Genomic DNA, 25,305 nt, shown 5'->3' with positions numbered 1-25,305 from the left:
ATGGAAAGCCTTTTGCTTACAAGTTTCAGTTACCGCTAAGAATTAGCGTGATAGACCACAAATCGATTTCAATCCCACCCCGAGGGGAGACAATGCGAAAGTCGTATAAGCGCGTTCGGTTGATCCGTCGTTCCAGAGTGATGTGGATGTCGCCACGGCTTTGGAAACCGCGGCTCGTGTTCTGGTGCGGCGCGCTTGCAATCGGGATTATAAGCGTCGGCTTTGCTGAGGCGGCCGACATTGCACAGAACTGGTTCAAGGCGCTGACAGATGGCACCGGCGGCAGTTTCTGGCGCGCCTGGCTACCGCTTATCATCACGCCGCTCGGCTTCATGGCCTGTTCGTGGATCGCCATCGCCTGGTTCCCGAATTCCGGCGGCAGCGGTATCCCGCAAGCCATCGCTGCGCGACATCTCGACGACCATCAGGATCGCTCGATGCTTCTGTCGATCCGGATTGCCATCGGCAAGATCGTGCTCACTGTCGTGGGCCTGTTTTGCGGTGCATCCATCGGGCGCGAGGGCCCCACCGTGCAGATCGGCGCGTCGATCATGCTGCAATCGGCGCGGATCGGCGGCATGGAACAGGCGCGCGGATTGATCCTCGCCGGATCGGCCGCCGGTATCGCTGCGGCCTTCAACACGCCGCTTGCCGGGATTGTTTTCGCGATTGAGGAAATGGGCCGCGCTTATGCGGCGCGCACCAACGGGCTGGTGCTGTCGGCGGTTATTCTGGCCGGCCTCGCCTCGCTCGGTCTGGTCGGCAACTACAATTATTTCGGCATGACGACCATCACGGCCACGACCGGCAGGGACTGGGTTCTGGTTGTCGCCTGCGGCGTGATCGGCGGCGCTTTCGGTGCAGCATTCAGCGCGCTGGCGCTCGATCTCGGACGTCGCGTGCGCCGCCATGTGCAGAAGGTTCCGCTGCGCAACGCAGTGTTGTTTGCCGGCATTTGCGGGCTATTGGTTGCGATTATCGGCATCGCTTCGGGCGGTGCAACTTTCGGCACCGGCTATGATCAGGCGCGCGGCGCGGTCGAAGGATTGGCTTTGCCGCCATTCTACTTCGTTGAAAAATTCGTTGCCGGTCTGCTCTCGATGATATCGGGCATTCCGGGCGGTATTTTCGCACCGTCGCTCTCGGTCGGCGCAGGACTTGGCAGCACAATCGGTCTTGTGCTCGGCACCAGCGCGAGCCTCGCCGCCGTGCTCGGCATGGCCGGCTATTTTGCCGGCGTCGTTCAGGCGCCAATGACGGCTTTCGTCATCATTCTCGAAATGACCGGCAATCATAACAATGTCATTCCGCTGATGTGCGCCTCGATGCTCGGTTACGGGACGGCGCGGCTTATTTCCAATGAGCCGCTCTACCACGCCCTGTCGCGCAACTTCGTGGCGGATGTGCTGCGCCAGCGGCGCGCACGCGAAAAAAATGCGCTTTCGGAGTGAAGCGTCAGATGGAGGAGAAAACTGTTTATGGATCGCAGAACATTCGGCAAATCGCTTGCAGGGCTGGGAGCAATGCCCTTTGTCGTTAGCGCGGCAGCAGCAGCGAGCACGGGAGGAAAGAGCATGCTGGAACTTATGGGCGGAAGCATTTCGGATGTACCGGGGATCAAGCTCGGCCATCACACACTGACCAAGCGCCCCACCGGCTGCACCGTTCTTCTGTGTGAAGAAGGCGCTTCGGCAGGCGTCGATGTGCGCGGCTCCGCGCCCGGCACCCGCGAGACCGACCTTCTCGATCCCATCAATTATGTGCAGCAGGTGCAGGCTATTCTGCTGTCCGGCGGCAGCGCCTATGGCCTTAGCGCCGCAACCGGTGTGATGCGCTATCTGGAAGAAAACAAGCTCGGCTTCAAGATCGGCAACGGCGTGGTGCCCATCGTGCCCGCAGCGATCCTGATGGATCTCGGCGTCGGCGATTTTTCGATCCGCCCCGATGAGGAAGCCGGTTATCTCGCCTGCAAGGCGGCCAAGGCGGAAGCTTCCGGCGAAGGCAATATCGGCGCTGGCGCTGGCGCGACGGTCGGCAAGATGTTCGGCAAGGATTTCGCCATGAAGGGTGGCCTCGGCACGGCAAGCTACAAGGTGCCCGGCACGGAAATCGTGGTTGGCGCAATCGTCGCCGTCAACGCGGTTGGCGATGTCTATGCGCCCAACTCGCGCCAGATCCTGGCCGGTGCGCGTAGCGAAGACGGCAAGGGCTTCCGCAATACGATGCAGGCCATCATGCAAGGCCACGGCGTGGTCAAATCCGGTGGCGCCAACACGACCATCGGGGCGATTGCCACCAATGTGCCGTTCAACAAGGCTGAACTGAAAAAGATCGCAGGCATGGCTCATGACGGCTTTGCGCGCACGATCAATCCGATCCACACCATGTGGGATGGCGATACGATTTTCGCGCTCTCGACCGGCAAGGCCAAGGATGTCGAAGCGGACGTGACCGCCATCGGCGCAATCGCTGCAACCGTCATGGCGGATGCCGTCGCACGGGCGGTCGTTAACGCAGATAGCCTTAACGATTTGAATTTGCCCGCCTATAAGGATTATCACCCGCAATAGGATGCACATCTTGCACCATTGAAGGGATCGTCCTGTATTGGGATAAGGTTATAAGATATCTGGCCATCCCTGATGGTGCAATTTCGCAAGAAGGTAGAATGAAGGCATGAGTGGCAGTTCCCTTAAATTCGGCACCAGCGGTCTCAGGGGATTGGCGGACGAGCTGAACGGCTTGCCCGCCTATGCTTATTCACTCGCCTTCGTGCGCATGCTCGCCGAAAGCGGCAAACTGAAAAATGGAGCGGAGGTCTTCGTCGGACGGGACCTCCGACCATCCAGTCCCGACATTGCCGCCCTTTGCATGGCGGCTATAGAAGACGGCGGCTTTACGCCGGTCAGTTGCGGTGTGCTGCCCACTCCGGCGCTCAGCTTCCACGCCATGGCGAAAGGTGCACCTTCCATCATGGTCACAGGAAGCCATATCCCCGATGATCGCAATGGTCTGAAATTCTATCGGGCCGATGGCGAAATCGACAAGAACGACGAGCAGGCCATCAGCGCTGCCTACGCCGCCCTGCCCGCAGACCTGACCGCAGACCTGACCGCAAGGCACTCCGGCAACATCGCGGAAAGCGCCACAGCGACCAGCGCCTATGAGAAACGTTATATCGATTATCTGGGGCGCGGCGCCCTCAAGGGCCTGCGCGTCGGCGTCTACCAGCACTCGTCTGTCGCCCGCGATGTTATAACGGATATTCTGACTGCGCTTGGCGCGGAAACCCTCGCGCTTGGGCGCTCCGACATTTTCGTGCCCGTCGATACCGAAGCGTTGCGCCCGGAAGATATCCGGCTTCTCGACCAGTGGGCCAAGGAAAACCGCCTTGATGCCATCGTTTCCACGGATGGCGATGCGGACCGACCTTTGATTGCCGATGCGCGGGGCCAGTTCGTGCGCGGCGATCTCGTCGGCGCGATCACCGCAAACTGGATCGGCGCGGACACCATCGTCACGCCAGTAACCTCCAATGCAGCGCTGGAAGAATGCGGGCGTTTCGACCGCGTTGTCAGAACCCGCGTCGGTTCTCCTTATGTCATCGAAGGCATGGCACGCGCCAAGGCCGAAGGCGCAACGATCATCGTAGGCTTCGAAGCCAATGGCGGCGTGCTTTTGGGCAGCGACAGCACCCGCAATGGCCACACGCTTTCCGCACTGCCGACCCGCGATGCGCTGCTGCCGATCCTCGCCTGCCTGAGCATGATCAAAGAGCAGGGCAAGCCGCTTGCGGAAATTGGCGCGGCTTTCAACTTCCGCATCGCGCTCAGCGACCGGTTACAGAACGTCCCGCAGGAAAAGAGCGGTGCATTTCTCGCCATCCTCAAGGATGAAGCCGGGCGCAAGGCGCTGTTTCCGGCAACGGATGCGATCATCCGGTCTGAGGCCATTGACGGCGTCAAACTGTTCTTCCATTCCGGCAATGCCGTCCACTATCGCGCTTCCGGCAATGCACCGGAATTACGCTGCTATGTGGAAGCGGCCAATGAAAACCAGGCCATTGAACTTCTGGCCATGGGCCTCGATATCGCCCGCAACGCAACAAAGGATGCCTGAGCAATGAGCTTTATTCCTGTCATCATCAGCGGCGGTTCCGGTTCAAGGCTCTGGCCGCTTTCGCGCGATGCCCACCCGAAGCCCTTCATCGAACTGCCAGACGGCAGCACGTTGATCGGCAAGACCTATAACCGGGCGGCACGGCTTGAAGGTGTCGATCACATCCTGACCGTCACCAATCGCGATTTTCTGTTTCTGACGCTCGACGCCTATGCGGACGCCAAAGCGCCCAAGACCGACAATGTGTTTCTGCTGGAGCCGCTGGGGCGCGATACCGCGCCTGCGGTGGCGCTTGCGGCCATGCATGCCGCCGCAACTTACGGCCCGGACGCAACGTTACTGGTCATGCCTGCCGACCACCTGATCGAAGACGAACCCGCCTTTGCGGAAGCGGTTCAAAAGGCGCGGCAGCTTGCCGAAACCGGTCGCATCGTGACATTCGGCATTGTGCCCGATCATCCGGAAACGGGTTTTGGCTATATCGAGGCGGATGGCGTGGATGTCCTGCGCTTTGTCGAGAAGCCCGATGCGGAAACCGCGCAGGCCTATGTCGAGAGCGGACGCTATTTCTGGAATTCGGGCATGTTCTGCTTTACCGCGAGAACCATGCTGGAAGCGATGCGCGCCCACGCGCCGGAGATTTTCAACGGCGTGCAGGCTTCGCTCGAACATGCGCGCCGCGGCGTCAATGGCGACACCACGACTATCGAGATTCCGAAAGAAGATTTTGCGGCGACACCGGCCATTTCCATCGATTATGCCATCATGGAAAAGGCCGACAATATCGCTTGCATTCCCGTTTCCTGCGGTTGGTCGGATATCGGTTCCTGGGCCGCCATGGCCGACCTGATTAATCCGGATGCCGATGGCAACCGCCTGCGCGGCGAAACCGTTCTGGAAGACACGACCAACAGTTTTGTTCTGTCGGAAACCCGATTGGTCAGCCTTGTCGGCGTGCACGACCTTCTGGTCGTCGATACGCCGGACGCGCTGCTTGTCGCCCATCGCGACAAGGCGCAGGATGTGCGCAAGGTTTTCAACCGCCTGCGCGCCGATGGCCACGAAGCCGCCAAGCTGCACCGCACCGCCCACCGTCCATGGGGCACCTATACCGTGCTGGAAGAAGGCGACGGCTTCAAGATCAAGCGCATCGAGGTCAAGCCGGGACGCCGCCTGAGCCTACAGGCGCATCATCACCGTTCCGAACACTGGATCGTCGTGTCCGGCACGGCCAAAGTGACCAATGGCGACCGGGAAATTCTGCTGACCAACAACCAGTCGACCTATATTCCCTGCGGCTTCAAGCACCGTCTGGAAAATCCGGGCATTCTGCCCCTGGTGCTGATCGAAGTGCAGAGCGGCGAATATCTCGGCGAAGACGATATCGTGCGTTTCGACGATATTTACGGCCGGGTATAAAAGACCAGCGCCGACGAAGTTTCTCCGTCGGCGCTTTATTTCACGTCAGTCAGTGTGTCAGTTGAAAGCGCCGCTGTCGCTTTTGCTTTCCGGGCGTTCCGCTGCGACCTTCTGGCGATACCCACTGGCGCGATAGGCGGCAATCGGCTCGATCGCCCCGCCAGTGCGTCGGCGGGCTTCGGCCAAGATCGGCTCGACATCGGTGCGATAGGCGCGTTTCAGCGTATCGGATGCCATCAGCGCGTCGTTTTCCTGCTGATAGGTTTCCAGCGCCTCGCGGTCCACCAGCAACGCTTGCGCATAAGCGCGGCGGATTTCATTTGCCGACGAAATGAGGCTCTCCAGCGGATCAGTCACATTGTGCGACTGGTCGATCATATGCGCCGGGTTAAAATCCTTCACGCCGCGATATTCGGCATCCACCAGCTCGTTGAAAACCAGAAACAGGCGATAGGGATCGATGGAACCGGCATCGAGATCGTCATCGCCATATTTGCTGTCGTTGAAATGGAACCCGCCGAGCTTGCCGAACTGCATCAGCCGCGCCACGATCATTTCGATATTGGTGTTGGGCGCATGGTGGCCGAGATCGACCAGACATTGCGCCTTGGGACCGAGCGTCGAAGCGATGAGATAGTTTGTGCCCCAGTCCTGAACCACCGTCGAATAGAAGGCCGGTTCATACATTTTATGCTCGGAGAACAAGCGCCAGTCATCGGGCAGCGCTTTGTAGATTTCGCCCATCGAAGCGAGATAGCGCTCGAAAGCACGGGTGAAATTCTGCTGGCCGGGGAAATTGGACCCGTCGCCGAGCCAGACCGTCAACGCCTTGGAGCCGATGGCATTGCCGATTTCGATACATTCGAGATTGTGGTCAACAGCCTGCGCCCGCACCGCCGCATCGACATGGGTGAGCGATCCGTATTTGTAGGACAGTTTCTGATCAGCCGCGTCCGAGAACGTGTTGGAATTCATCGCGTCGAAGCCGAGGCCCAGCGCTGCGGCATGGGCTTTCAGCTTCTTCGGGTCTGCCTTGTCCCACGGAATATGCAGCGATACATTCGGCGTTGCGCGCGAAAGCTCGTTGATGACGGCGCAATCGTCCAGCTTGTCGAAAATGCCACGCGGCTCGCCGCCGCCGGGAAAGCGACCGAAACGGGTGCCGCCGGTGCCAGTGCCCCACGAAGGCACGGCGACGAAATAGCTTGCCACCTTGTCGGTAACGGTATCGATCTCGATGCCGCGACGTGCCAGCTGCGCACCCAGCGCCTGATAATCGCTCTTCAGCGCCTTTTCGAAACCGGAATTATGCTCGGCGATGAAATCCGCCGAAATACGTTGATCGGACATGGTTCCTCCCAGAATGTCCTGATTATACGGTCAGCGCGGAAAACTCTGCTGGTTCCCGGCATCGACATTGATGATATTGCCGGTGGATTTAGCCGAAGCATCGCTGGCGAGGAAATAGATCGCCTCGGCGATATCTTCCGGCAGGACATTGAGCTTCAGCAGCGACCGCTTGCGATAATGCTCCTCCAGCTCCGAAACATCGATCTTGGAGGATGCCGCGCGCTGTTCACGCCACTCGCCATCCCAGATCTTGGAGCCGCGCAAAACCGCATCAGGATTGACCACATTGACGCGGATGCCGGCATCAGCACCTTCCAGCGCCAGACAGCGGGCCAGATGGATTTCAGCAGCCTTGGCCGTGCAATAGGCGGACGCATTGGGTGAAGCGGCCAGACCATTCTTGGAAGCGACGAACACCACATTGCCGCCGATCTTCTGGCGGCGGAACAGGCGGAAGGCCTCCCGCGACACGAGGAAATACCCGGTCGCCAGAATGTCGATATTGCGGTTCCACATCGACAATTCGGTCGCTTCGACCGGAGCCGATGACGCGATGCCTGCATTGGAGACCAGAATGTCGATGCCGCCCAGCTCGACGCTGGCTTCGACAAAGGCGTTTGCGACGCCCTTTTCGTCGGTCACGTTCAGCGCGACGCTGCGAACCTGATCGGCGCCAAAACGCTTTGACAGATTGGCGTGAGCGGATTTGAGCGATTCTGCGTCAATATCCGCCAGAACCACGCAAGCGCCCTCGCCCGCCAGCCGCTCGGCGGTGGCATAGCCGATGCCGCCAGCGCCGCCGGTGATAAGCGCGATGCGTCCGGCAAGGCTTTTCGGCTTTGGCATGCGTTGCAGCTTGGCTTCCTCAAGCAGCCAATATTCAATGTCGAAGGCTTCCTGTTCCGGCAGGCCCTGATATTCGGACACAGCGGATGCGCCGCGCATAACGTTGATTGCATTGACATAGAATTCGCCAGCGATCCGCGCCGTCGCCTTGTCGCGGGCAAAAGACAGCATGCCGACGCCGGGGATCAGAAAAATCACCGGATTGGGATCGCGCATCTTTGGCGAATTGTCGTGCTTGCAAGCCTCATAATAGCGCTTGTAATCGGCGCGATAGGCTTCCAGCGCGTCTTCAAGCCCGGCAACGATGGCATCGACATCCGGCTTGGACGGATCGAAATTGACGACCAGCGGGCGGATTTTGGTGCGCAGGAAATGATCCGGGCAGGACGTGCCCAAAGCGGCCAGCGGGCGCAGTTCCTTTGCATTCACGAATTCCAGCACCGCATCCTGATCATCGAAATGGCCGAGCTTGCGCTCTTCCTTGCCGATGAGGCCGCGAATTTCCGGCATCAGCCGCGCTGCGATGGCGCGACGTTCCGCAGCAGCCAGGCTTTGTGTGACAGCACCGCCGAAAGCGGCTTTGCCAGCCGTCTTCTGGTCCAGCCATTCAATGGCCTTGTTGATGATGGCGAGCGTGGTTTCGTAGCAGGTCTTCGCATCATTGGCCCAGGTGAAAAGCCCATGACTTTCAAGGACTACGCCCTTGGCCTGCGGATGCGCCCTGACGAAAGCTTCGAGATCGAGACCGAGCTGGAAACCCGGGCGGCGCCATGGCAGCCAGCCAATATCGTCACCGAAAATCTCCGCCGTCAGCTCGCGGGAATTTTTCGACGCAGCAATCGCGATGATCGCATCGGGATGCATGTGATCGACATGGCTGAAAGCGACGAAACCATGCAGCGGCGTATCGATGGATGCCGCGCGCGGATTGAGGTTGAAGGTGCAGTGCGGCAAGAAGCCGACCATGCGGTCCTCATCCTCAACGCCCTTATAGATGCCTTTCAGAGCATCCAGCTTGTCCTGATAAAGCGTGGCAAAACCGTCGAGCTTGATGGTGCCGACATCGCCGCCCGAACCCTTGACCCAGAGAACCTGAACCTTTTCGCCGGTCAGCGGATCAATTTCCTCGACCTTGGCAGAGGTGTTGCCGCCGCCGTAATTGGTGATACGCTTGTCAGACCCGAGCAGATTGGAGCGGTAAAGCAGCTTTCCCGGCTCATCCAGCGTTGCCGCCTTGGCGTCGTCCCAGCGATTATCGAGCAGCCGATTGCTGACCACCATATCATCCTCCCAAGTCAGTTATGCCAGGTTATGGCCAATCGCAGCGCGCATATCCTTCCCATGCGCGAGCGATCATGTTGGCGGCAGATATGACGCATGAAACGAAATACTGTCAATCATAAACAATCACAACCAATCAAATAATTCACGCATGTGCGAATTATTGATTGTTTATGATTGACATGCGCCAGCAATATGAGAATAGATGGAAGCAGGAGGAGCCATGCACGAAAGAGAGCGCCACCGCATCATCCTGAGCGCTGTTCAGGAGAAACCGGTGATCACCATTCAGGATCTGGTGGAATTGACGGAGGCGTCGGAAGCGACCCTTCGGCGCGATATCGCATCGTTGCATATGCAGGGCCGCATCAAGCGCGTGCGCGGTGGGGCCGAAGCCATCCATCCGCCGCAGTTCGGCAGTCTGGCAGGGCGTCCGTTCAAGGTTTCCGAGTCTGAAAATGGTGATCGCAAGCGCGCCATCGCCCGCGAAGCTGTGGCGCTTTGCGATGAAGGCGACAGCATCATCATCAATGGCGGCTCCACAACATTCCAGATGGTGCATTATCTCACAGTGCGCCGCCTTCAGGTTCTGACCAATTCCTTCGCCATTGCCGAACATCTGTTGCGGCAGTCGAAAAGCACGGTGATCGTGCCCGGCGGCGCGATCTACCGCGACCAGAGCCTGATCCTTTCGCCTTTCGACAATGACGTCATCCGTAATTTTTACGGTCGGCGCATGTTCATGGGCTGTCAGGGTGTCAGCCCGCTCGGCGTGATGGAATCCGACGCGCTGATCATCCAGAGCGAACAGAAACTGATGGGTCAGGCGGACGAACTTGTCCTGATGGTCGATTCATCGAAATTCACCCGCCGTTCCAGCCTCATCCTTTGCCCGCTCGACCGTGTCAGCACGCTGATCACCGATGACGGCATTTCCGATGAGGCGCGGCGGATGGTCGAAAATGCGGGTATCCGGCTGATTGTAGCGCAGGTTTCCGCAAATGCCAGCAAGGGCGGCGAACAGGGGGATTCCGCCGAGGTTGCCTGAGCCAACTCTATTATCATCCCGGTCAATGCCGGGATCATCGTGAAACATATGTCTTTATACTGGGAGGAATGAGACATGAAGCTTTTCAAGAAACTCGCACTTGGTACTGCACTGGCCGTCGCCTTCATGGCAAGTCAGGCGCAGGCAGCCGACATGAAGATCGCGCTCGTCGCGAAGTCGCTCGGCAACGGCTTCTTTGAAGCCGCCAACAAGGGTGCGCAGGAAGCTGCCAAGGAACTTGGCGGCGTCGAGGTCATCTATACCGGCCCGACCACCACGACTGCCGAAGGCCAGATCGAAGTCATCAATTCGCTGATTGCGCAAGGCGTGAACGCCATCGCCATTTCCGCAAACGACCCGGATGCGGTCGTACCAGCGCTGAAAAAGGCTGCCCAGCGCGGCATCAAGGTCATTTCTTGGGATTCGGGTGTCGCTCCGGCTGGCCGTATCGTGCATCTCAACCCATCGTCCAATGAACTGATCGGCAAGATGTGCCTGAAGCTTGCTGCCGACCACCTACCGGACGGCAAGGGCGATTTCGCGATCCTGTCCGCCACCACCACCTCGACCAACCAGAATATCTGGATCGGCGAGATGAAGAAGCAGCTCAAGGACTTCCCCGGCCTCAATCTGGTCACGACCGTCTATGGCGACGATCTGGCCGACAAGAGCTATCGTGAAGCACAGGGCCTTCTGAAGTCGAACCCGAACGTCAAGGTCATCGTGGCGCCAACCACCGTGGGCGTTCTGGCCGCTTCGCAGGCCGTGAAAGATGCTGGCAAGATCGGCGATGTCTATGTGACGGGCCTCGGCCTGCCGTCCGAAATGGCTGGTGCCATCAAGTCCGGCGCGACCAAGGAATTCGCCATCTGGAACCCGATCGATCTCGGCTATTCCGCAACGCAGATCGCCTATCACCTCGTGAAGGGTGATGCTGATGGCAAGCCGGGTTCCGAAATCAATGCCGGACGCATGGGCAAGATCAAGATCGGCGAAAACGGCGAAGCCGCGATGAGCGATCCTTTCGTCTATGACGAGAAGAACATCGACCAGTTCTCCAAGGTCTTCTGATCGGAAAGCGCATCCCGAAAAGTGTGAAACGGTTTTCGGACACGATGCGCATTTTAAAAAGAGGCGGCATTCGCTGAACGGGTGCCGCCTCCCGTTCCCCAGAATCGATTTCAGGTGTCTGCAATGAATGCAGCTTTTCTCTCAAGCGGCGATTCCAGCGGTGAGCAGACGGTGCTTGCCATGACGGACCAGCCCATTCTGGAAATGCGCGGCATTGCCAAGACATTTCCCGGTGTGCGTGCGCTCGATGACGTCAATATCGCGCTCTATCCCGGTAAGGTGACCGCACTGATCGGCGAGAACGGCGCGGGCAAGTCCACGCTCGTGAAAATCCTCACCGGCATTTACCAGCCCGATGAAGGTGAAATCCTCATCGACGGCAAGCCGGTGCATCTGGCGACGGCGCAGGATGCGACCGATCACGGCGTAACGGCCATTCATCAGGAAACCGTGCTCTTTGACGAATTGTCGGTGGGCGAAAATATCTATCTCGGCCATGCGCCGCGCACGAAATTCGGCTTCGTCAACTGGAAGGCCGTCTATGCCCGTTCGCAAGCATTGCTATCCTCGCTGGAAACGACGGTCGACGCCCGCATCAAGCTGAAGGAACTGTCCATCGCCCAGCGCCATCTGGTCGCCATTGCCCGCGCGCTGTCGGTGGATTCGCGCATCGTCATCATGGACGAGCCGACCGCAGCCTTGTCGCGCAAGGAAGTGGACGATCTGTTTCGCATCGTGGCGCGGCTGAAAGCGCAGGGCAAAGCCATCCTGTTCATCAGCCACAAATTCGATGAAGTTTACGAAATCGCCGATAATTATGCGGTTTTCCGCGACGGGCACGCCGTCGGACATGGCACGCTTGCCGATACGCGGCAGAACGATATCGTGCGCATGATGGTCGGGCGGTCTGTCGATCAGGCCTTTCCCAAGCAGGATGTCGCCATCGGCAAGCCGGTGCTGAAGGTTGAAAACTATTCGCACCCGACCGAGTTTCGCGACATTTCCTTTGAACTGCGCAAGGGTGAAATCCTCGGCGTTTACGGCCTCGTCGGCGCCGGGCGCTCGGAATTTGCACAATCGCTGTTTGGCATAACCAAGCCATCGCGTGGCCGTGTGACGCTTGAAGATCGCGAGATCAGCATCCGCCGCCCCGGCGACGCGGTAGCCCATGGCATTGTCTATGTGCCGGAAGAGCGCGGACGCCACGGCGCGGTGCTGCAACTGCCGATCTTTCAGAATGTTTCGCTGCCGTCGCTTGCCCGCACCTCGCGCAATGGCTTTCTGCGCATGGCGGAAGAACTGGCGCTGGCACGCAAATATGCCGAGCGCTTCGACCTGCGCGCCGCCGCCCTTTCCGTACCGGTCGGAACGCTATCCGGCGGCAATCAGCAGAAGGTCGTCATCGGCAAGTGGCTCGCCACCAATCCGACGGTCATCATTCTCGATGAACCGACCAAGGGCATCGATATCGGCTCCAAGGCCGCGGTTCACGCCTTTATCAGCGAACTCGCCGCCGAGGGGCTCAGCATCATCATGATCTCGTCGGAACTGCCGGAAATCATCGGCATGTCAGACCGTGTGATGGTTATGCGCGAGGGCCTCATGGAAGGCGTCTTCGAACGCGCAAGCCTCGACGCGGAAGTACTGGTGCGCGCCGCCACGGGCAATGCCGAGCAGGCTGCGGAGTAGATCATGAAACAGTTGCTGAAACAGCGGGAACTCCTGCTCCTCGTCATCATCGCGCTACTGGTGGGCCTGTTTGCAAGCCGCGCGCCGGGCTTTGCCAGCGTCGGCAATCTGGCGGGCATCTTCAACGACACGTCAATCCTGATCATCATCGCGCTCGGACAAATGGCAGTAATCTTGACCAAATCCATCGATCTGTCGGTTGCTGCCAATCTCGCCTTTACCGGCATGGCCGTGGCGATGCTCAACGCCACCTATCCGGGCCTGCCGCTGGTGCTGCTGATCGTGCTTGCCATCGGCATCGGTGCGGTTTTGGGCGCAATCAACGGCATTCTCGTCTGGAAGCTCAATATTCCGGCGATTGTCGTCACGCTTGGCACGCTCACCATTTATCGCGGCATGGCCTTTGTGCTGTCCGGCGGCGCATGGGTGAATGCACATCAGATGACAGCGCCCTTCCTCAACACGCCACGCACGCCTTTTCTCGGCCTGCCGCTCTTGGGCTGGACGGCGATCCTGATTGTCGCGCTCGTCTATGTGCTGCTGACGCGGACATTCTTCGGCCGCGCCCTTTATGCTTCCGGCGGCAATCCGACCGCCGCCGTCTATACCGGCATCGATGTTGGCCGCACGCGCTTCTTCGCCTTTGTGCTTTCGGGTGCGCTTGCCGGGCTGTGCGGCTATCTCTGGGTGTCGCGCTATGCCGTCGCCTATGTCGATATCGCCAATGGTTTTGAACTCGACAGCGTTGCGGCCTGCGTCATCGGCGGTATCTCAACGCTCGGTGGCATCGGCACAGTTGCCGGTGCCGTTCTGGGCGCGCTGTTTCTCGGTGTCATCAAAAACGCTTTGCCGGTCATCGACATATCGCCCTTCTGGCAGATGGCGATCTCCGGTTCCGTGATCATTCTGGCGGTGATTTTCAATGCACGTCAGGAAAAGCGGCGCGGACGCATCATCCTGCGCGACAAGGCCGCGAAGACTTATGAGGAGGTTGCGGCATGAGCCAGATGGACATGAACGACCAGCGCCGTCATATTCCCGACCGCCTCGGAACGCCCTTCTCGCGCATCTTTGCAAGCTGGGAAATGCTGCTGCTTGGCGTGGCGATTGCGATCTTCATCGCGAATTCCTTCGCCTCACCCTATTTTCTCGATGCGTGGAACCTCTCCGACGCCACGTTCAACTTCACCGAAAAGGCGCTGATCGCCTTTGCGATGACGCTGCTCATCATTTCCGGTGAAATCGACCTCTCGGTCGCTGCGATCATTGCACTTTCCTCGACCGCGATGGGTGCGGCTGCGCAGGCTGGCGTCGGCACGCCGGGTCTGGTCGCCATCGGCATTGGCACCGGCCTTGTCTGCGGCGCAATCAATGGCGGGCTGGTGGCCGGGCTGAAACTGCCATCCATCGTCGTGACCATCGGCACGATGAGCCTTTTCCGCGGCATTTCCTATATCGTGCTCGGCGATCAGGCCTTTGGCGGCTATCCGGAAAGCTTTGCCTATTTCGGACAGGGCTATGTCTTCTGGGTCTTTTCGTTCGAATTCGTGCTGTTCATTCTCTTCGCGGTGCTGTTTGGCATGCTCTTACATGCCACCAGCTTCGGACGCCGCATCTATGCCATCGGCAATAATGAGTTCGCGGCCCGCTTTTCCGGCATTCCGGTAGAAAAAACAAAATTCGTGCTTTTTCTGATGACCGGCGTGATGAGCGGTATCGCCGCCGTCTGCCTGACGTCGCGCCTCGGCTCCACGCGCCCGTCTATCGCGCAAGGCTGGGAACTGGAAATCGTCACTATGGTCGTGCTGGGCGGCGTATCGATCCTCGGCGGATCGGGCACCATTGTCGGCGTGGTGATTGCGGCTTTCGTGATGGGCCTTGTGACCTTCGGGCTAGGCCTTCTCAACGTGCCGGGCATCGTCATGTCGATCTTCATCGGCCTCCTGCTCATCATCACCATTTCGCTGCCGATCCTGATCCGGCAGTTCAAGGGGAGGCGCGCGACATGACCACCGAACGCTACGCATTTCGCATGACGCTTAATCCGGGCATGGAAGCGGAATATCGCCGCCGCCATGACAAGATCTGGCCCGAACTGGTCGAACTTCTGCACGCGGCTGGCGTGTCGGACTATGCGATCTATCTCGATGAAGAAACCAACATTTTGTTCGGCGTACTGTCGCGCAGCGCCGGGCACGGCATGGCGGCTCTGCCCGACCATCCCGTCATGAAGAAATGGTGGGCGCATATGGCCGACATCATGGCGACGAACCCCGACAATTCGCCGGTTTCTGTCGATCTCAAGCCAGTGTTTCACATGTCATGAAGCGCATCGCCATTCTCGATATCGGCAAGACCAATGCTAAAGTCGTCGTGCTCGATGCGTCAGGCGGCGAGGAAATTGCCGCGCGCCGCATGCCGAACACCGTTCTGCGCGACGGCCCCTATCCGCATTATGATATCGAGGCGCTTTGGCGTTTCTTTCTGGCAAGCCTGGCGGAATTTGCGCACGAGCCGGGCTTCGATGCCATTTCCATCACCACGCATGGCGCGTCGGCGGCCCTCGTTGCTGAAGACGGCACGCTGGCAATGCCGGTTCTCGACTATGAACTCGAATATCCAGCCGATATCCGTGCCGCCTATGCGGCCATAAAGCCGGATTTTCGTGATACGTTTTCGCCGACCCTGTCGCTCGGCCTCAATCTCGGTGCGCAGCTTCACTATCTGAAAACGGTCTTTCCTGCCGATTTTGCGCGCACGCATTTCATATTCACCTACCCGCAATATTGGGCATGGCGTCTGACCGGCATTGCCGCATCGGAAGTGACCTCGCTTGGCTGCCACACGGATTTGTGGCTGCCGAAGCAATCGGCTTTTTCGGCGCTTGTCGACCGACTGGACATTCGCGAAAAATTCCCGCCGCTGCGCTCCGCCTTCGATGCGCTTGGGCCGCTGCTGCCCGAGATCGCGACCGATATCGGACTGCCCTCGCCCGTTCCGGTACATTGCGGCATTCACGATTCCAACGCATCGCTGCTCGCACATTTGATGGATCGTAGAGGCCCGTTTTCGGTGGTTTCGACTGGCACATGGGTGGTGAGCTTTGCCGTTGGCGGCAATCTCGACCAGCTGGACCCGAAGCGCGATACGCTCGCCAATGTCGATGCCTATGGGCAAGCCGTGCCTTCGGCGCGCTATATGGGCGGGCGCGAATTCGATCTGATGACCGAAGGGCTGCTAAAGCCCTCGCCTGCTGAATACGATAGGCTTGCCGCGCAGGCTCTGCATCGCGGGATTATGGCTCTGCCTTCAGCCGTTCCGGGCTGCGGCCCTTTCCCCGACACACACCTGCGTTGGCGCAACGCGGATCAGGCAAGCGATGCCGAACGCTATGCGGCTGCGTGTATCTATGCCGCGCTGATGACGGAGAGCTGTCTTGGCCTATTGGGCGCCAAGGGACCAATTGTGGTCGAGGGCCCTTTTTCCGATAATGCTATTTATCTGAAAGCATTGGCGAATTTCTCCGGACGCGAGGTTGAGGCCATTGCCGGATCAACCGGTACGGCCACCGGTGCTGGCTTGCTAGCAGGTGCTGCGCCCCAGGAAAAGCACGGCAGAAGCTATCAGCCAGACGATGATGCTTCCGGCAACGCCTATGCCGCCTATCGCGCACAGTGGCTGGAGGCCGTCGCGCCGCAACCAGCGTACTGATCGTCAGCGCCCTCTCCCAACAAGTTGTCACGTGATTGTGACATCGCTGGCGCAAGCCGGCGATCCAATTCGCTTGCCATGTTCAAGACATTTGTCATAAGCTGCAAATAATAAGGTAGCTTATAAATAAGTGGGCATACAAGTGGCGGACACCCGCGTTCTCGGTTTTCTGTTGCATGATGTTGCCCGCCTTCTTCGCAAACGTTTTGAACAGCGCGCACGCGGAACTGGCCTGACACGGGCCCAGTGGCAAACGCTGGCATTCCTCTCGAAGAATGACGGGATCATGCAACGCAGTCTGGCTGATCTGCTGGATGTGGAGGCTATAACCCTCACGCGCATTCTCGACCGGCTCGTCGAACAGGGATTTGTCGAAAGACGGCCCCACCCGACCGATCGGCGTGCGCATCTGATTTACATATGTGAGGCGGCGATGCCGCTTCTGGAAGATATGCGCGTGCTCGGCGGCCAGACCCGTGCCGAAGCGCTTGAAGGTGTTTCACAGGCGGATCAGGAACAGCTGATCCAGACCCTCCTGTCGATGAAAGACAATCTCTCCCGGGCTTGCCGGTCTCCCGCAAGTTCTGAAATCGTCAACGAAGATACAGATCATGACTGATACGTCCAATATCGTAAAACATCCCGCCGCTATCGAACGGGATGAGCCTGAAGCACGTCAGGAAACCCACGCCGAAAGCACTGGTCCGGCCGCGCAGCCGCAAAGCGCCATCGACGCGGCTCTGAAGCCGAGCGCGAGCGACATCGCCGCGCGTCGCCGGTTGAAGCGCCGCCGCATGATGTTTTCGCTTCTGCCGCTGGCGCTTGTTGTCGGCGGCTATTTCTACGTCACCGGCGGGCGCTATGTTTCGACAGATAATGCCTATGTGCAGGCCGATATGGTGGGCATCTCGACCGATGTTTCGGGCCTTGTCGCCGGTATCGATGTGCAAGAAAACGAGCTGGTCAAAGCCGGTCAGGTGCTGTTTCGCCTGAAGCCGGATTCCTTTGCCATTGCGCTTGAAGGTGCTCAGGCCGAACTCGGCCAGGTGCGCAACCAGATATTGGGCCTTCAGGCCAGCTATCAGCAATCGCTTGCCGAAATCACGCAGGCCGAAGCCGATCTGCCCTTCTATCAGGCCACATTCAAGCGGCAACAGGATCTCGTAGCGACCAGCGCATCATCGCGCGCGACATTCGATCAGGCAAAGCACGATCTCGATGCCGCCCAGCAGAAGGTTGCCGTGGCCAAGGCGCAAGCCCAATCGGCGCTGGCTCAACTCGGCGGCAATGCTGACCAGCCGGTGGAACAGAACCCGCTTTATCTGCAAGCCAAGGCCAAGGTCGATGAAGCCCAGCGCCAGCTTAATGACGCCACCATTCGCGCGCCGTTTGACGGCATCGTTACCAATGTGAACAGCCTGCAGGTCGGCTCCTATCTGCAAGCAGCGCAACAGGCATTCTCGCTGGTTTCGTCCGATCATCTCTGGATCACCGCCAATCCGAAGGAAACCGAACTGACGGGGATCGAACCCGGCCAGCCGGTTACGATCTCGGTGGATACCTATCCCGATGCGCGCTGGGAAGGCAAAGTCGCCAGCATCAGCCCGGCTTCAGGTTCCAGCTTCTCGCTGCTGCCAGCCCAGAATACGTCTGGCAACTGGGTCAAGGTCGTGCAGCGCATCCCCATGCGTGTCAGCATCGACAATAAGAACGGCCAGCCGCCGCTGCGTGTCGGCATGAGCGTCAATGTTGAAGTCGATACCGGCCACCCGCGCGGCTTGCCGCGCTTCATTACCAATCTTTTCGGCGGTGGAAACCATGTCTAACGTCGCCATTTCCGGCGCGTCTATCGTCGCACATCGCGGCGCGATCACCGCTTGCGTCATTCTCGCGGTCATCATGCAGGCGCTGGATACGACGATTGCCAATGTCGCCCTGCCCTATATTCAGGGCAGCGTTTCGGCAAGCGCCGACCAGATCAACTGGGTGCTGACCTCCTATATCGTGGCAGCCGCGATCATGACGCCGCCATCGGGCTTTCTGGCCGCGAAATTCGGCCGCAAGCGCGTGCTGCTGGCAGCCATTGCGGGCTTTGTTCTGGCCTCCGTTCTGTGTGGTCTGGCGCAATCCCTGCCGCAGATTGTCGGCTTCCGTCTTTTGCAGGGCCTGTTCGGCGCTTCACTGGTGCCGCTGTCGCAAGGCATTCTGCTCGATATCTACACGCTGGAAGAACGTGGCTCCGCCATGGCACTTTTCGGCGTTTCGGTGATGGTTGGGCCAGTTCTCGGACCCGTCATCGGCGGCTGGCTCACCGACAATATGAGCTGGCGCTGGGTTTTCTATATCAATGTGCCAATTGGTGCGCTGGCTTTTGCCGGGATCATGGTCTTCGTGTCCGAAACCAAGATAGATCGAATGGCGCGTCTCGACTGGACCGGCTTCGGTCTGCTCAGTCTTGCCATTGCCTCGCTGCAATTGTTTCTTGATCGCGGCGAGCAGATGGACTGGTTTTCATCGAGCGAAATCGTCATCGAGTCGCTGGTTTGTGCGGCAGCGCTTTACCTGCTTGTGGTGCACACATTCACCGCGGAGAATTCTTTCGTCAAACCGCAGCTGTTTCTGGACCGCAATTTTGCGGTAAGTATGCTCTTCATCTTCATTATCGGCGTGACCTATCTGGCATCGCTGGCGTTGATGACGCCTTATCTCCAGACCCTGATGGGTTATCCGGTGACCACAGCCGGTATCGTGATGGGTCCGCGTGGCATGGGAACCATGGCCTGCATGTTCCTGGTCGGCAAACTGATTGGCCGTGTCGATTCACGCTATTTGCTTTTGACCGGTCTCGGACTGACGGCCTGGGCCATGTATGAAATGACGGGCTGGACGCCCAATATTTCGCAATGGACTATCGTACGGGTCGGCTTCATTCAGGGCGCGGGTCTGGGCTTCCTGTTCGTGCCGCTGACCACGATTGCCTTTTCCACCCTCCCCGCCCATTTGCGTGGCGACGGCACCGGCTTGTACAATCTCTCGCGCAATATCGGATCGAGCGTCGGCATTTCGGTGGTTTCAGCGCTTCTGACAGAAAATGTTCAGGCCAACCACGCGGATATCAGCGCTTATGTCACGCCGTTCAATCATAATTTCGACAGCGCGATTGTTTCGCAATATCTCAACCCGACCACGGCTGCCGGACGCGCGCTTCTTGATAACATCATCACGCAGCAAGCGACCGTCATCTCCTATATCGATGATTTCAAGCTGCTGATGCTGATGTCGCTCATGGCGATGCCGCTTGTTCTCTTGCTCCGCAAGCCAAAGGTTGCGCAGGAAGTCGATCACACCATCGCCATGGAATAGAGCATTTCCAGCAAAAGTGTGAAGCGGTTTTGCGTTGGATAATGCGTAAAGAAAAGCAAAGCCTACAGCTTGGCGAACTCGATATAGAAATCGTGGACGCCGGAAGCCAGAAACTGCACGGCAATGCAGGTCAGGAGAAAGCCCATGATCTTGGTGATCGCCTGCATGCCGTGTTCGCCAAGCATTTTCTCGATGAAAGTCGCCGATGACAGCGCTGCATAAGCGATGCTGACCGTCAACAGAATGGCTACGATAACGATGACGTGGCCGATGATCGTGTGTTCTGCCGGTATTTGCGAACCAAAACTCATCACCACGGCAATCGATCCCGGTCCTGCAAGACTGGGCATGGCAAGCGGCGAGAAGGAATAATCAATCTCAGCCTTCTTGATCTCGGAAGGCTCGACATTGACCTCTGAAGACGTATCCTCGCCGGAAAAGATCATCCGAAGCGCCAGGATCATGATGATGATGCCGCCTGCCACCCGGATGCCGGGCAGCGAAATATTGAACAGCGCGATAATCCCCTGCCCCAGCAGCAGAAAAGCCGTCAGAATGGAGAATGCGTAGATGCAGGTCTTTATGGCTTGCTTTTGCTTGTTCTCCTTGCTCATCCGCTTGGTCAAAGCCATGTAGAGCGGAATAGTGGTGAGCGGGTTCATGATCGGCAGAAGGCCAATGAAGACGATAGAAACATATTTGATGAAATCGATGGCCAAATTCACTGTGTGAAGACTCCAGATCTAGAAATATCATTCGTGTCGAATCGTTGTCCGGGACGGCGCTCCCTTGCGGGCCGCTCTTTCATTCGGCTACCGGAGTTGAATGAAAGCTCTGCGGTTTCTGACTTTGGAGCGCAAAAGTCAGGACTTGAAACAGAACTGCCGTCGACCAGCCAAACAGCAAAACTCCATTCATCGCGGTCATTGGCCCCATGAGGTGCCAGCGTTCGAGCGGAACTATATCTCCGTATCCCAGGGAGGTGAAGTTCACGAAAGCGAAATATAGTCCGTCTGCACCAGACGCTATCGCGGAAACCGCTATATACGACAGAGACCACATGATGATCTCGATGACTTGTGTGGCCAGCAGGATCGATGCAGCCACAGACATGGTCAGGATCAATGCGAGCATGGAGTATTTTTGTAGTAACTTATGAAGTTGTCGAGTCACCTTGATTACTATGATCGTGGCCAATGCATGTAGAATGACATTGATCAGACCTATGAAGCTTCCAAAACAAAGTTGCCAAAATATTAGAAACATATAATGCATTCCGTCATTATTCTTTTCGGAAGCATTATTCGCCAAGAATGTTGAATAAGTATCAATCAAGCATTCTGATGCTGGGTTTGTCTATATTTTGGCGGTCACTTTTTATTTAGCTGATAGTTCAGCGCGGCCATCATCATTGGTTTGATCGAAAAACCGCTTTCAGCAGCCTTCTCCGTCAATATGCGCAGATATCCACCCGCTGATCGAATTTGATCATAACGCTGGAGAATATAGGCAATTGCGATGGCCGTATTATAGGTTCCTAGCGTCTTTTTGGCTAAATCATAGAGCTTTGCATCAATCCCGATGAAACTGCGTACAGTCTCAGCCGCATCAACCAGTCCGTGCCATTGCCGGATCGGGCTCGATGAATAGGCTTCAATCTCCGGGCAAGCTCGTAAAACCATATCGAGCGATACGGCAGGTTCTGCCAGCGTCTTGTCGATTATGATCTGGCGCTGGTCGATTTGCGAAACGCTGTCCTTTTCAAAATAGGAATCTGGATTCGATTCAATTTGCTGCCGCTCATTTTGAGACTCATTGCCGCTCAAAATTTCCGTATTCTGATGAATATTCAACAGCTTATCGACTTCTGCCGAAAGTGTCTCCATTGCAGCAACCAACAAAGCCAGTTCATCACGCTCTGCACGGCGTGGAATCGCATCGACAATGGCCCGGAAGCGCTGGTTGATCGCTGGCCAATCTCCGGAAAGCTTCTCGACCATGGCAAATTCAATCAGCTTGGCGATATCACGACGCAGCAAGGTCAAACGTTCACGCTGCTCGCGCAATGCAGCTTTTTCCGCCTTCACCTGTTCGGCAGAGGCTTCAAGTTCATCTGCACGCAACAGCAAAGGAGCGAGCGAAAAGCCAAATGCGATCTGTAATTCGCCGCCTTTGGCCCGACGTGCATAGCGTTTGCCGTTTGGGCTATCCTGACGGGTAATGAAACCGGCATCGACCAGCGCGCTCAGATGACGACGCAAGGTAGCGTCTGCCATGCCATGGGCACGCAACGCCAACTGCTTGTTGGATGGGAAGACGATCAGGCCTTCATTGGCCTTGAGTTGATTGTCCGGATGAAAGGACAGCAATGCTGACAGGACTGCCAGCGAGCGATCATTCAGACCATAGATCGTCTTTGCTTCACACAACCAACGATGCAGTTGCCACTTATCGACCGTCAGGTCTTGTGGCATTTGCCGGGCATTGCGGTGCGCTGCCAACAAGGCAGCCGTCATCGGTCGACTGCCAAACGGCGTCGAAGCCAAATGCATCTCCATTTTCTTTCACCTTCCACAAGGCAAAAGAAATCCACCCGCCGAAATGACGCTAATTACACTTGACAGTGATTCGTGGATTTGCGATTCTCTAGCTGCTAAACCAATGAGAAGGGCTTCCACGCGGCGACGTTTGGGGGCCTTTTTCTTTTGCTATCTCGTTCCTTTTTCCTTGGAGCGAACCGCGATCATCGAGATCGTTGAAACGGCTCCTCTCTTTTTGCCACACATTTTCCAATGCAAAGCCGTTTCAGACTTTGCTGAAAATGCTTTCAATCACGCGATACAGATACGCAGAAAATCGTACTCAGATACTGGACCGGGCTGCGAAAACCGCTTTCCAATCCGAATGCATGTTATTTCTCGTCATTCTGGAATGACGCATAAAGCGTATCCAGATTGCGAGAGAGCCATTCAGCAAAACGAGGCCCATTGGCTGCGCCGAGAGCCAGCGTTGCCGATTTGCCGTTCTGCTTGATCGTGGCGCTGACGGACTTGTCCGAAGCGGTCCATGTCGAACCTGGGCGTAACGCTGCCTTGGTAACGGACTTCTTCTGACGAGCGCCTTTCAGATACCCATACAGCTGTTCGAAGCGCTCACTGGATGAGGCTGCATTGAAAGCATCTGTTTCCATCAGTTCTTCCGCGGCATTTTGCTTGCCTGGAATCTCGATAAGCTTGCGCAATTCAAGCCAACGATCACGGCCGATACCCTTGGCCGGACCGATGGCCAGAAGAATGGCTTCCGGTATGGCCTTGGGAATGGTCAGCATCTTCGAAAGAGTTTGATAATCAATGGTCAGAGCCGCCTGAATGGCTTCACGCTCGAAACCAAGTGCTTCCAGACGCGCTGCAAATAGAACACGTTCGATGAAGCTGAGATTGGCGCGCGCCGAGTTTTCCTGACCCTGGCTCAGAATATGTTCCAGATCGGCAAGTGGCTTGATAACGGCTTTGACCTTGTGGCCCAGTTCACGCGCAACCCGCGCACGCCGATGGCCAAAGACGATCATATAGCGACCGCTGGTCTCAGGATGCGGACGCACAAGGATAGGGCTGTCCTGCCCGCGATCACGAATAGCTTCGAGAAGTTCCTGATATTCTTGATCGTCGGCTTCAGGCAGACGGTCGGCTACGAAAGACGCATCGAGACTGTTCGGATCAAGCTCAACGACGGTTTCGCCATCCAGCCTTTGCGAAGCCTGCTTGGCGAGTTCATCGATCGAAGCGGAGAGCGACTTGGCGGCACCGAACCGACGCGATGTGGCATCGACCGGCTGGGAAGGCTGTTCCGCTGCCGGTTCGTTCCGCATCACGCTATCAAATATGTTCTTCCGTGCCATTCTCTATTCCTCAAACCGGTCATAGACCTGATTTTATTGCGTATTTGCCGTTTTAGACGGCAGTCTAACGTCCCCATGCTTCGTGGATAAGGCCGCGGATTTCAGAATTGACCGCTTCCATGGCTTCCATGGCGCGATCATAGGTGCCGCGATTCATGGATGAGCGTTCGACTTCATAAAGCGTTTGTTTGGTCAGACCGGCATCCGAAATAGCCGTTGATTTCAGCATCTGATGCTTGAGCATATGGGAGGCAAGCATGCTTTGCATGAAGCCCACCATCTGCGCCTGCGGCACATCGGTCGGCTCATAACGGGTAATCAGATAGCGGAACCAGTCGAGCTGTACTGCACCGCCAGCCTGACGAACGGTTTTCAGAATATCGCCAAGCATCAGCAGGAACTGCGACATCGACATAAGGTCGAGCATCTGCGGATGCACGGTGATCAGTACCGACGTGGCGGCAGACAGCGCCGTCAGCGTCAGGTAACCAAGCTGGGGAGGGCAGTCGATGACGACGACATCGTAGGAATCATCAACTTCGGCCAGGACCGAAGCGATGCGATTCCAGAACATCTTGCCCTCGCCGCCATTCTGCATGGCCAAAGGCGTATCGTACTCATATTCCTGAAGCTCCAGCATGGCCGGAATAATGTCGAGACCGGGGAAGTTTGTCCGACGAATGACTTCGCGGATAGGCTTCTTTTCGGAATCGTAACGAATGGCTTCATAAAGCGACGGGAATTCATCCAGCTCGGGCTGAATGCCGTGCAGAGCCGACAGGGAAGCCTGCGGATCAAGGTCGATGGCAAGCACGCGATGACCCGTCAGGGCGAGATGCTGCGCAAGATGCGCTGCCGTCGTGGTCTTGCCAGAGCCGCCCTTGAAATTCACGACGCCAATGACCTGAAGCTTTTCATGGGCGCGACGATGCGGAACATAACGCTTCACTTCAGCGCGACCATTCTGGTCGAGCCACAAACGCAGTTCATGCAACTGGTCCACGCTATAGGCGCGGCGTCCACCTGTCAGAATAGTCGGCTCGACGCCTTTGCCTTCGAGATGTAGCTTCTTCAAATTGCTGGGGGAGACGCCAAGAAAGTATGCAGCTTCAGCCATGGAAAACTGGCGCAGGTTTTTCCGCGCATCCGGAGGGAAGTTTTCATGGCGCAGCAGATTGAGCTTACGAGAGATTTCTCTCCCCTGCGTCAATATCATGTCGTCAAACGACAATGCTGCTGTTGAATTTGCGATATTCATTGACTTGGGATCCCTAGTGACGGCATCGGAACTAATACCGCCTAAATACCGTCATTATGTCCGATTCTTCTTGTATCGCAAGTGCTGCCCGGATTAACAAAGGGTTAGCAGGCAATTAAAAATTACAAAGAATTTTATCTTTCCGAATCGAGTTCTTTTATCGAATTGTTTTTAAAAGCTTTTATCGGAATTAGACCGCAGTCTATCATCGGACACGGCATGCTGACGACTGTAGGTGGAGTCATTTATTGT

At 57.3% G+C, this 25,305-nt stretch carries 21 protein-coding genes; 14 read left to right on the top strand and 7 right to left on the bottom strand.

Annotation, left to right across the window (positions count from 1 at the left end):
• Positions 1–92 precede the first annotated feature (92 nt).
• From FGI60_RS17085 to FGI60_RS17070, 4 genes are all read left to right on the top strand, one after another.
• Entirely contained in the window at positions 93–1,451 is a 1,359-nt protein-coding gene (locus tag FGI60_RS17085) for a chloride channel protein (protein ID WP_138786221.1), read from the top strand.
• A 27-nt stretch (positions 1,452–1,478) separates the two neighbouring features.
• Complete coding sequence (locus tag FGI60_RS17080; RefSeq protein WP_078338163.1) at positions 1,479–2,570, top strand: P1 family peptidase; 1,092 nt, start codon at positions 1,479–1,481, stop codon at positions 2,568–2,570.
• Positions 2,571–2,676: 106 nt separating this feature from the next.
• Positions 2,677–4,119 carry a phosphomannomutase gene (locus FGI60_RS17075; protein WP_138786220.1) on the top strand — a complete coding sequence of 481 codons (1,443 nt, stop codon included), beginning with the start codon at positions 2,677–2,679 and terminating at the stop codon, positions 4,117–4,119.
• Between the two features lie 3 nt (positions 4,120–4,122).
• Positions 4,123–5,538, top strand: coding sequence for a mannose-1-phosphate guanylyltransferase/mannose-6-phosphate isomerase (locus FGI60_RS17070; RefSeq protein ID WP_138786219.1), 1,416 nt, complete (start codon positions 4,123–4,125; stop codon positions 5,536–5,538).
• 57 nt (positions 5,539–5,595) lie between these two features.
• On the opposite strand, the gene rhaI is transcribed toward FGI60_RS17070, so the two are convergent.
• Both rhaI and FGI60_RS17060 read right to left on the bottom strand, forming a co-directional pair.
• A complete protein-coding gene (gene rhaI / locus FGI60_RS17065; RefSeq protein ID WP_138786218.1) occupies positions 5,596–6,888 on the bottom strand; it encodes an L-rhamnose catabolism isomerase in 1,293 nt (430 codons plus the stop codon).
• A gap of 30 nt (positions 6,889–6,918) precedes the next feature.
• Positions 6,919–9,015 (bottom strand): bifunctional rhamnulose-1-phosphate aldolase/short-chain dehydrogenase, encoded by a 2,097-nt coding sequence (locus FGI60_RS17060; protein WP_138786217.1) that lies wholly within the window; start codon positions 9,013–9,015, stop codon positions 6,919–6,921.
• A gap of 223 nt (positions 9,016–9,238) precedes the next feature.
• Between FGI60_RS17060 and FGI60_RS17055 the strand changes: the two genes are divergently transcribed.
• The 10 genes from FGI60_RS17055 (at position 9,239) to FGI60_RS17010 (ending at position 19,897) form a co-directional block, all read left to right on the top strand.
• Positions 9,239–10,063, top strand: coding sequence for a DeoR/GlpR family DNA-binding transcription regulator (locus tag FGI60_RS17055; RefSeq protein WP_138786216.1), 825 nt, complete (start codon positions 9,239–9,241; stop codon positions 10,061–10,063).
• Between the two features lie 75 nt (positions 10,064–10,138).
• Entirely contained in the window at positions 10,139–11,134 is a 996-nt protein-coding gene (gene rhaS, locus FGI60_RS17050; protein ID WP_138786215.1) for a rhamnose ABC transporter substrate-binding protein, read from the top strand.
• Positions 11,135–11,257: 123 nt separating this feature from the next.
• On the top strand, positions 11,258–12,823 hold the full coding sequence (locus FGI60_RS17045) for a sugar ABC transporter ATP-binding protein (protein ID WP_374843560.1): 1,566 nt from the start codon (positions 11,258–11,260) through the stop codon (positions 12,821–12,823).
• A gap of 3 nt (positions 12,824–12,826) precedes the next feature.
• Positions 12,827–13,825 (top strand): ABC transporter permease, encoded by a 999-nt coding sequence (locus FGI60_RS17040; protein ID WP_138786214.1) that lies wholly within the window; start codon positions 12,827–12,829, stop codon positions 13,823–13,825.
• 5 nt (positions 13,826–13,830) lie between these two features.
• Positions 13,831–14,832, top strand: a complete 1,002-nt coding sequence (locus FGI60_RS17035; protein ID WP_374843574.1) for an ABC transporter permease — start codon at positions 13,831–13,833, stop codon at positions 14,830–14,832.
• Entirely contained in the window at positions 14,829–15,149 is a 321-nt protein-coding gene (gene rhaM, locus FGI60_RS17030) for an L-rhamnose mutarotase (protein WP_138786212.1), read from the top strand. Before FGI60_RS17035 ends, rhaM begins: the two co-directional genes overlap by 4 nt.
• On the top strand, positions 15,146–16,534 hold the full coding sequence (locus FGI60_RS17025) for an FGGY-family carbohydrate kinase (protein ID WP_138786211.1): 1,389 nt from the start codon (positions 15,146–15,148) through the stop codon (positions 16,532–16,534). Before rhaM ends, FGI60_RS17025 begins: the two co-directional genes overlap by 4 nt.
• A 142-nt stretch (positions 16,535–16,676) precedes the next feature.
• On the top strand, positions 16,677–17,153 hold the full coding sequence (locus tag FGI60_RS17020) for a MarR family winged helix-turn-helix transcriptional regulator (RefSeq protein ID WP_138786210.1): 477 nt from the start codon (positions 16,677–16,679) through the stop codon (positions 17,151–17,153).
• Positions 17,146–18,360 (top strand): HlyD family secretion protein, encoded by a 1,215-nt coding sequence (locus tag FGI60_RS17015; RefSeq protein ID WP_138786209.1) that lies wholly within the window; start codon positions 17,146–17,148, stop codon positions 18,358–18,360. The genes FGI60_RS17020 and FGI60_RS17015 overlap by 8 nt, the downstream gene beginning before the upstream one ends.
• Positions 18,353–19,897, top strand: a complete 1,545-nt coding sequence (locus tag FGI60_RS17010; protein WP_138786208.1) for a DHA2 family efflux MFS transporter permease subunit — start codon at positions 18,353–18,355, stop codon at positions 19,895–19,897. Before FGI60_RS17015 ends, FGI60_RS17010 begins: the two co-directional genes overlap by 8 nt.
• A gap of 62 nt (positions 19,898–19,959) precedes the next feature.
• On the opposite strand, the gene FGI60_RS17005 is transcribed toward FGI60_RS17010, so the two are convergent.
• From FGI60_RS17005 to repA, 5 genes are all read right to left on the bottom strand, one after another.
• Positions 19,960–20,622, bottom strand: a complete 663-nt coding sequence (locus FGI60_RS17005) for a MarC family NAAT transporter (RefSeq protein ID WP_138786207.1) — start codon at positions 20,620–20,622, stop codon at positions 19,960–19,962.
• 79 nt (positions 20,623–20,701) lie between these two features.
• Positions 20,702–21,232, bottom strand: a complete 531-nt coding sequence (locus FGI60_RS17000; protein ID WP_138786206.1) for a potassium channel family protein — start codon at positions 21,230–21,232, stop codon at positions 20,702–20,704.
• 35 nt (positions 21,233–21,267) lie between these two features.
• Positions 21,268–22,455: a plasmid replication protein RepC gene (gene repC, locus FGI60_RS16995; RefSeq protein ID WP_138786205.1), complete on the bottom strand. Its 1,188-nt coding sequence runs from the start codon at positions 22,453–22,455 to the stop codon at positions 21,268–21,270.
• A 353-nt stretch (positions 22,456–22,808) separates the two neighbouring features.
• Positions 22,809–23,795 carry a plasmid partitioning protein RepB gene (repB, locus tag FGI60_RS16990; RefSeq protein ID WP_138786204.1) on the bottom strand — a complete coding sequence of 329 codons (987 nt, stop codon included), beginning with the start codon at positions 23,793–23,795 and terminating at the stop codon, positions 22,809–22,811.
• A 64-nt stretch (positions 23,796–23,859) separates the two neighbouring features.
• A complete protein-coding gene (gene repA, locus FGI60_RS16985; RefSeq protein WP_138786203.1) occupies positions 23,860–25,053 on the bottom strand; it encodes a plasmid partitioning protein RepA in 1,194 nt (397 codons plus the stop codon).
• Positions 25,054–25,305 lie beyond the last annotated feature (252 nt).

The sequence above is a fragment of the Brucella haematophila genome, assembly GCF_005938105.1.
Taxonomy (GTDB): domain Bacteria; phylum Pseudomonadota; class Alphaproteobacteria; order Rhizobiales; family Rhizobiaceae; genus Brucella; species Brucella haematophila.
This window is presented reverse-complemented; position numbering and strand designations above follow the sequence as displayed.

What these genes read in the sequence shown, in the direction of transcription:
- rhaI (WP_138786218.1), bottom strand. Translation starts at nt 6,888, where the DNA reads ATGTCCGATCAACGTATTTCGGCGGATTTCATCGCCGAGCATAATTCC.
- FGI60_RS17085 (WP_138786221.1), top strand. Translation starts at nt 93, where the DNA reads ATGCGAAAGTCGTATAAGCGCGTTCGGTTGATCCGTCGTTCCAGAGTG.
- FGI60_RS17045 (WP_374843560.1), top strand. Translation starts at nt 11,258, where the DNA reads ATGAATGCAGCTTTTCTCTCAAGCGGCGATTCCAGCGGTGAGCAGACG.
- repC (WP_138786205.1), bottom strand. Translation starts at nt 22,455, where the DNA reads ATGGAGATGCATTTGGCTTCGACGCCGTTTGGCAGTCGACCGATGACG.
- FGI60_RS17010 (WP_138786208.1), top strand. Translation starts at nt 18,353, where the DNA reads ATGTCTAACGTCGCCATTTCCGGCGCGTCTATCGTCGCACATCGCGGC.
- FGI60_RS17040 (WP_138786214.1), top strand. Translation starts at nt 12,827, where the DNA reads ATGAAACAGTTGCTGAAACAGCGGGAACTCCTGCTCCTCGTCATCATC.
- rhaM (WP_138786212.1), top strand. Translation starts at nt 14,829, where the DNA reads ATGACCACCGAACGCTACGCATTTCGCATGACGCTTAATCCGGGCATG.
- FGI60_RS17080 (WP_078338163.1), top strand. Translation starts at nt 1,479, where the DNA reads ATGGATCGCAGAACATTCGGCAAATCGCTTGCAGGGCTGGGAGCAATG.
- FGI60_RS17075 (WP_138786220.1), top strand. Translation starts at nt 2,677, where the DNA reads ATGAGTGGCAGTTCCCTTAAATTCGGCACCAGCGGTCTCAGGGGATTG.
- FGI60_RS17035 (WP_374843574.1), top strand. Translation starts at nt 13,831, where the DNA reads ATGGACATGAACGACCAGCGCCGTCATATTCCCGACCGCCTCGGAACG.
- FGI60_RS17060 (WP_138786217.1), bottom strand. Translation starts at nt 9,015, where the DNA reads ATGGTGGTCAGCAATCGGCTGCTCGATAATCGCTGGGACGACGCCAAG.
- FGI60_RS17025 (WP_138786211.1), top strand. Translation starts at nt 15,146, where the DNA reads ATGAAGCGCATCGCCATTCTCGATATCGGCAAGACCAATGCTAAAGTC.
- FGI60_RS17055 (WP_138786216.1), top strand. Translation starts at nt 9,239, where the DNA reads ATGCACGAAAGAGAGCGCCACCGCATCATCCTGAGCGCTGTTCAGGAG.
- repA (WP_138786203.1), bottom strand. Translation starts at nt 25,053, where the DNA reads ATGAATATCGCAAATTCAACAGCAGCATTGTCGTTTGACGACATGATA.
- repB (WP_138786204.1), bottom strand. Translation starts at nt 23,795, where the DNA reads ATGGCACGGAAGAACATATTTGATAGCGTGATGCGGAACGAACCGGCA.
- FGI60_RS17070 (WP_138786219.1), top strand. Translation starts at nt 4,123, where the DNA reads ATGAGCTTTATTCCTGTCATCATCAGCGGCGGTTCCGGTTCAAGGCTC.
- FGI60_RS17015 (WP_138786209.1), top strand. Translation starts at nt 17,146, where the DNA reads ATGACTGATACGTCCAATATCGTAAAACATCCCGCCGCTATCGAACGG.
- rhaS (WP_138786215.1), top strand. Translation starts at nt 10,139, where the DNA reads ATGAAGCTTTTCAAGAAACTCGCACTTGGTACTGCACTGGCCGTCGCC.